The 6,631-nt window shown below is 71.4% G+C and carries 5 protein-coding genes and 2 pseudogenes; 1 reads left to right on the top strand and 6 read right to left on the bottom strand.

Going from position 1 to position 6,631, the window contains the following annotated elements; genetic code table 11:
- The first annotated feature begins 202 nt into the window (after nt 1-202).
- Nucleotides 203-1,405, top strand: coding sequence for a winged helix-turn-helix domain-containing protein (locus AOK17_RS38035; RefSeq protein ID WP_055617176.1), 1,203 nt, complete (start codon nt 203-205; stop codon nt 1,403-1,405).
- A 52-nt stretch (nt 1,406-1,457) separates the two neighbouring features.
- Here AOK17_RS38035 and AOK17_RS38030 read toward each other — a convergent pair whose 3' ends face one another.
- The 6 genes and pseudogenes from AOK17_RS38030 to AOK17_RS52835 form a co-directional block, all read right to left on the bottom strand.
- The gene (locus tag AOK17_RS38030; protein WP_055617175.1) at nt 1,458-2,204 is read right to left on the bottom strand and encodes a response regulator; all 747 of its coding nucleotides are present in this window, start codon (nt 2,202-2,204) and stop codon (nt 1,458-1,460) included.
- Between the two features lie 227 nt (nt 2,205-2,431).
- The gene (gene hpf / locus AOK17_RS38025) at nt 2,432-3,124 is read right to left on the bottom strand and encodes a ribosome hibernation-promoting factor, HPF/YfiA family (RefSeq protein WP_055617174.1); all 693 of its coding nucleotides are present in this window, start codon (nt 3,122-3,124) and stop codon (nt 2,432-2,434) included.
- A gap of 314 nt (nt 3,125-3,438) precedes the next feature.
- On the bottom strand, nt 3,439-4,149 hold the full coding sequence (locus AOK17_RS52840; RefSeq protein WP_055617173.1) for a ComF family protein: 711 nt from the start codon (nt 4,147-4,149) through the stop codon (nt 3,439-3,441).
- Nucleotides 4,150-4,153: 4 nt separating this feature from the next.
- Entirely contained in the window at nt 4,154-5,593 is a 1,440-nt protein-coding gene (locus AOK17_RS38015) for an exopolysaccharide biosynthesis polyprenyl glycosylphosphotransferase (protein WP_055617172.1), read from the bottom strand.
- A pseudogene (locus tag AOK17_RS38010) lies at nt 5,590-6,497 on the bottom strand (glycosyltransferase); the annotation flags it as partial. The gene AOK17_RS38015 and the pseudogene AOK17_RS38010, both read right to left, overlap by 4 nt.
- A gap of 2 nt (nt 6,498-6,499) precedes the next feature.
- Nucleotides 6,500-6,631, bottom strand: a pseudogene (locus AOK17_RS52835) (glycosyltransferase family 1 protein); the annotation flags it as partial.

Raw genomic sequence — 6,631 nt, 5'->3', positions numbered from 1 at the left:
CTGCTGGATCGGATCCCTGCTCCCGTCGGACCTGGGCCGGCCGTCGACAGCGCCCTATCTGCCCACACCACGGCAAAGCTGAACTCCCGGCGCCCGCCCGCCCCCCCCGACCGTCTCCTCCGGCCGTCTCCTCCGGCCGTCTCCTCCGGAAGTTTTCGCAGCTCAGAGCCCATTGTCAGTGGCATCGCATATCGTGCGGGCCATGACGAGTCTGCCGCGCCCCACCGCCGAACTCACCGCCGACGAGGCCCGCCGAATCGCCCTGCGCGCCCAGGGTTTCCTGGGCGCCCCCGACCGCCGGGGCGGCGTCCGAGGCGTACTGCGGCACCTGGGCGCGGTCCAGCTCGACACGATCTCCGTCCTGGCCCGCTCCCACGAACTCATCCCGTACGCACGCCTGGGCGCGGTCGGCCGCAAGACGGTGGACGGCGCCTACTGGACCCCCGCGTCCGACGGCACGGCGCCCCCGAGCCCCCACGCCTTCGAGTACTGGTCGCACGCCGCCTGCATCCTCCCCGTCGAGGAGTGGCCGCACTTCGCGTTCCGCCGCCGCGCCTACCGCGCCCGCCCGCACTGGAACCACGACCTGCCGGACGGCACGTACGACCAGGTCATCAAGCAGCTGAAGGCCGAAGGCCCGCTCACGGCCACCGACTTGGGCGGCGCGAAGAAGACCAGCGAGTGGTGGGACTGGTCGGGCACGAAGGTCGCCGTCGAGCGCGCGCTGATGTACGGCGAGGTGGTGTGCACGGAGCGCAGGGGCTGGAAGCGGGTGTACGACCTCGCCGAGCGCGCCATCCCGGGCGACCTGCTCCACGACGAGCTGGACGACGCGGAGTGCCTGCGCCGTCTGGTCCGGCTCGCGGGCCAGTCCCTGGGCGTCGGCACGCGCGCGGACATCGCCGACTACCACCGCCTCAAGGGCGAGCAGGTCGACGCGGTGCTCGCGGACTCCGGTCTGGTCCCGGTCACGGTGGAGGGCTGGGCCAAGCCCGCCTGGGCGGACCCCGCGGCCCTGGAGACGTCCCCGAGGGGCCGCCACCGCACGACGCTCCTGTCGCCGTTCGACTCCCTGGTCTGGGAGCGGGCCCGCACGGAGCGCATCTTCGGCTTCACCCACCGCCTGGAGGCCTACGTCCCCAAGCCGAAGCGGGTCTACGGCTACTTCGCCATGCCGGTCCTCGCCGGCGGCCACCTGGTCGGCCGCGTCGACCCGGCCCGCGAGGGAGCCACGCTGGTCGCCAAGCAGGTCACCCTCGACAGCCCCAAGGCCGTACCGGCAGTGGCCCAGGCCCTCCTGGAGGCAGCCACCTGGGTCGACTGCACGAACGTGCGGGTGGAGCGAGCGAACACTCCGGCCCTGCGAGAAGCCCTGACGACGGAACTGAGCCGAACGCTGGGCTAGGCCGGACGAGGCCCTCGCCTACGAACCGGCCCCCGCCCCCACGACGTCACTGTCAACGAATCTCAAGAATCTTCTCCCGCATCGCATACACCACGGCCTCCATCCTGGAGTGCAACTGCAGCTTCTCCAGAATGTTCCGCACATGGTTCTTCACGGTGTTCTCGGAGATGAACAACTCCTTGGCGATATCCCGGTTGTTCATCCCGGTCGCCACGAGCTTGAGAACCTCCAGCTCACGCTCGGTGAGCCGAGGCGCCGGCACCAGCCGCCGCTCGTCCGTACGCTGGATCATCGACTTGAACTCGGTGAGCAGCTTCGACGCCATCGAAGGACTGATCTGCGACTGCCCGTCCGCGACGGCGCGAATGGCCGTGGCCACTTCGTCCGTGGAGATCTCCTTGAGGAGATATCCGGTGGCTCCCGCCTTGATCGCGTCGTAGAGGTCGGCCTCCTCGTCGCTGATCGTCAGCATGATGATCTTCGCGCTGGGCGCGACCTCCTTGATGGAGGTGCACGCCTCGATGCCGCCGCGCTTGGGCATCCGTACGTCCATCAGCACGATGTCCGGCAGCAGATCGGCGGCCTTGTCGACCGCCTCCGCGCCGTCACCCGCCTCGCCGACGACCTGGATGTCCTCCTCGGCGGCGAGCACGATCTCCAGGCCGCGACGGAAGAGGGCATGGTCATCCACCACAAGGACCCTGATGGGTTCCTTGCGTGGGGACCCCGCGTCCGGGCCCATGCCGACGACGCCGTCGTCGGCATCTTCGTCACGCATCGGTCCGAAGCTGTCCGCCATGGTTCCTCCCCCTGAAGGCCGTGGCCTGTGTTTCTTGTGCCATCGCCAACCCGAGGCAACGGCCCACCGGTTGGGCCGGTACGGCCATGATTTCATGCCCGGGCGACAACGGGACGACAGAGCGGGGCACGAAGGGGTCGCACACCGGTGCCCCTGGGGGCGCACGGGCACTCCAGGGGCACCACTGGGGCTCCCGGCCGAAGGCCGGGGGAGCTCACCGGGCGAGGTCAGCCGCCCAGCGCCCCGCCTGCCGGGGCCTGCTGCGCCTTGGCGACCATCGGGTCCGTGCTGAGGTGGATGACGCCGTAGTCGTACGCGTGCCGCCGGTAGACGACACTCGGTTCCTTGGTCTCGGAGTCGACGAACAGATAGAAGTCGTGCCCGACCAGCTCCATCTCGTAGAGCGCCTGGTCGAGCGTCATCGGGGACGCGACGTGGGTCTTCTCGCGGACGACGAGGGGGCCGTCACCCTTCACCTCCAGCGAGCCGATCTTCTTGGTCGGCACCGCCTCGTGCTCTTCCTCGTGGACCACAGCGCCGTTCCCGTTGAGCGTCGCCGCGTCCGGGACGTGGTCGGCGACCTCGGCTGCCGAGATCCTGCGGGCTCCACGGCGGGTGTACCGCTTGTCGTGCTGCTTGCGCAGCCGCGCTTCCAGCTTGTCTGCCGCCAGGTCCAGCGCCGCGTACGGATCGCTTGCCGCTGCCTCCGCCCGGATCACCGGACCGCGGGAGTGGAGCGTGATCTCCACCCGGTCGGAGCGGTCGGCCTGTCGGGGGTTGGGCTCCTTGGACACCTCGACGTCGAGGCTGATCACCTTGCCGTCGAGCTTCTGGATCTTCTCCAGCTTCAGCTTCTCGGCCACGTGCTTGCGGAACCGCTCGGGCACCTCGGTCTTGCGGCCCTTGACGACGATGTCCACGCAGAACTCCGTTCCCGGATCACTCCGCATCGACGGCGGAGCATCTCCCTTTTGCACCAGGCTCCAGCGACTCCCGGAGCCTCGGACTCGGTGACTTCCACCTCCTCCTCCCCCGCGGGCAAGATCTCCACCCACTGTCGCGGGTGATTGCAGAAAACCCACGGCACGGCATTCCGATATGCGAGGGACGGCGTCCGCCATTCCCTCACAACCGAACATATCTCGCCTGGACGGATGGCGTCACCCTCTACTGCGACGTACCTCCATTCAGGTGAATAGAACCTCTCACTACCTGCAACGACGCAACTTCTTCGTCAGTTCCGGTTTATTTCGAAAGATGCCGGAGTCGCCGCGACCACAGCCGCTGCGAGCATGCCTTCGGCGCCGTTCGTACCTCTCATTTCTCTGACCGCTTCTGGTCGGCCTACACCTGTCGCCGTCGCTTGAGACATCCCTTCCCCTGTCACTTTGGGTGTTACTCGGCCGTAAGGACCGGTTCTCGCCACGAGAACGGCCTTCAAAGCCCGTGCCGCCTCCGTCAGGGACGCGCCCGTGGTCATCAGGTCGTCGACGATCACGACCCGCCCGCCGCCGGCCAACAGCCGCGCTCCTCCCGCCGGCACCTCCAGGGCACCGGCGAGATTGTCCAGCCGCTGCCGGGAGTTGAGCCCCGACTGGTCGGCCACGGCGCGCCGCTGCCGCAGTACGGCGACTACCCGGGCAGGTGTCCCCGTACGCCGCAGCTCACCCGCCGCGGCGAGCGCGATCCCGACGACGGGCAGCGCGAACACGACCGCGGCGGTACGGGACAGGGGGCGCCGGCGGTCGCGTACGAGACGGATCGCGCAGTACAGCACGACCAGACCGGACACGGCGTCGGCGATGGTGCCGCCCCCGCCGTCGCCGCCCCCGGACACCGGCAGCGCCATCATCGCGACGATGGCCACCACGGGCAGTACGGGAAGGAAGCGGCGCGGCGCCGACGCGGTGGCCGGGAGAGGAGGAGCGGTCAGCAGCTGGGTCACGCGGTCAGCTCCCCGTCGGGCGCACGAGCGCGGCGGCGGTGCGCAGCAGGATGCACACGTCCTGCCAGAGCGACCAGTTGTCGATGTACGCGTTGTCGAACCGGCAGCGGTCCTCGATCGAGGTGTCACCGCGCAGCCCGTGGATCTGCGCGAGCCCGGTGATCCCGGTCCGCATCCGGTGGCGGGCCGCGTAACCGGGATACGTCTGGCTGAACTGGCCGACGAAATAAGGCCGTTCGGGCCGCGGGCCGACCAGGCTCATGTCGCCCCAGAAGACGTTCCACAGCTGGAGCAGCTCGTCCAGCGAGGTCCGGCGCAGGAAGCGGCAGAACCAGCCCATCTCGTGCTCGTTCGCCACGCTCCACCGCGTCGCCGCCTCGTGCGCGTCGACCGGCCGGTGCGTACGGAACTTCAGCAGGGTGAACGGCCGCCCGTCCTTGCCGATCCGCTCCTGCCGGAAGACCACCCCGGGCCCGTCGGCGATCCGCAGCACGACCGCGCACACCAGCAGCACCGGACTGACCATCAGCAGCAGCACCCCGGACACCAGCACGTCGAGCAGCCGTTTCCCGGCGCTCCCGTACCGCCGCCCGACCGGCAGCCGCCGGCAGGCGAACCCGGCGAGCCGGTCCGTCCTCTCGTACGCCGGTGAGTCGGCGTCGACCTCCCACACCGCGCAGCCCGACTCGCCCAGCGCCCGCAGCAGCGGCCCCTGTTCGGTGCGCGCGGCGGGGCCCACGACGAGCACGTCCTGCACGCCGTTCTGGATGAGCGCCCGCTGGACCTCCTCGCCCGTGGTCAGGACCGGCAGCCCCTCGCCGCCGGACGTCTCGTCGGAGACGACGCCCACCGGCCGTACCCCGCACGCCTCGTGGCGCAGGAAGGCAGCCGCCACGCGCTGTGCCGTCGCGGCCCGGCCGACCACCAGGGCCGCGCGTGGCCGCCGCAGCAGCGCCCGGCGCCGCCGCCCGTGCACAGCGCCGCGGCCCAGACAGCTCGCCGCCGACTGCACCGCGCAGCCGAGGACCAGGGTGCGGGCGGACAGCGCGTGGTCCGGGGAGTACGCCGCGAGCAGGGCCGCGAGCGCGCACCAGCCCACCGCGATCCGGCCGCAGACGGCGGGCAGTTCGTCCAGCACCGCCGGGACGGGCGCGGCCCGGTACAGCGACCCGTGCGCGTTCAGCCACAGCACCGCGAGCACCAGCGAGGCGAGCGGAAGCGGATGCGTCCAGGGCAGCACGAGGCCGCCGCCGAGCAGCGCCGCGCAGACGTCCACGGCCGGCAGCGGCAGCCGCGAGGCCCGCCGTACGAACGGCCGTCCGCCGCTGGGGAATCTGAAGCCGCCGGCGGCCTCGCGGGGCGGGATGACCGAGACGGGCGAGAATCCGTGGTCCGTCGCCCGCGGCCGGCCACCGGGGGAGGGAACGGTACTTTCCGCAGTCACGTGTGGATGGACTCCCTGCACTCGGTGGCTTCCACGCCCGTGTTCCGTCCTCTGGGCCGCGTCGACCGCGTCGGCCGGGTGCCGATCAGCTCGCGGTACACCTCGGCGACGGCCTTCGCCGTGCGCCCGATGTCGTGCGTGGTCGTTACGTACCGGCGTCCCTGGTGGCCGAGCGACTCGCGCAGCAGCGGGTCGAGCAGCAGCTCGGCGACGGCCGCGGCCAGTTCGGCCGGCCGGTCCGGCGGCACCAGACAGCGCGGTCCCTGGCCCGGCGGCAGGCTCTCGCGCGCCCCGTCCACGTCGGTGATCACGACGGGCCGCCCGCAGGCCATGGCCTCCAGCGGCGCCAGCGCCATGCCCTCCCAACGGGACGGCAGGACCACCAGATCGGCGGCCTGGTACCAGGGCACGGCCTCGGTGACGGCCCCGGCGAACAGCACCGACTCGGGAGCGGCGGCCCGCAGCGCCTGCGCGTCGGGACCGTCACCCACCAACACGAGCCGCGCCTGTGGCACCCGCCGGGACACCTCGCGCCAGGCGTCCAGCAGGACGTCCTGCCCCTTCTGCCGGCACAGCCGCCCGACGCAGACCACGAGGGGCGCCGCCGGATCGACCCCGTCGAGCAGCGGAATCCCGGCCCGTACGGTCTCGACCGACGCCGGGTGGAAACGCTCCGGGTCGACTCCGTTGGGGATCACGGTGAACCGCCCGGCGATCCCCGACCGCCGCCCTGTCCGCCGCTCGGCCTCGCTGACGCACACCACCCGGGAGGCCCAACGCGCGGCCAGCCGTTCCCAGTTGAGGGCGAGCAGCCCGGTGACCCCGCCGGCCGCCTCGAACGACCAGGCGTGCGGCTGGAACACGGTCGGCACCCGCCCGCGCACGGCGAGCCGCGCCGCGAGTCNNCACCAGGTCGGGGTCCACCTCCCGCACGACCTGGCGCAGACTCCGTACCTCCTGCGCGAGCCACGGCCCGGGCGAACGGGTCGCGTGCCAGGTCCGTACCTCGCAGCCCAGTGCCTCGGCCGCCGCGGCGAG

It is taken from the genome of Streptomyces phaeochromogenes, assembly GCF_001418655.1.
Lineage (GTDB): Bacteria > Actinomycetota > Actinomycetes > Streptomycetales > Streptomycetaceae > Streptomyces > Streptomyces phaeochromogenes.
This window is presented reverse-complemented; position numbering and strand designations above follow the sequence as displayed.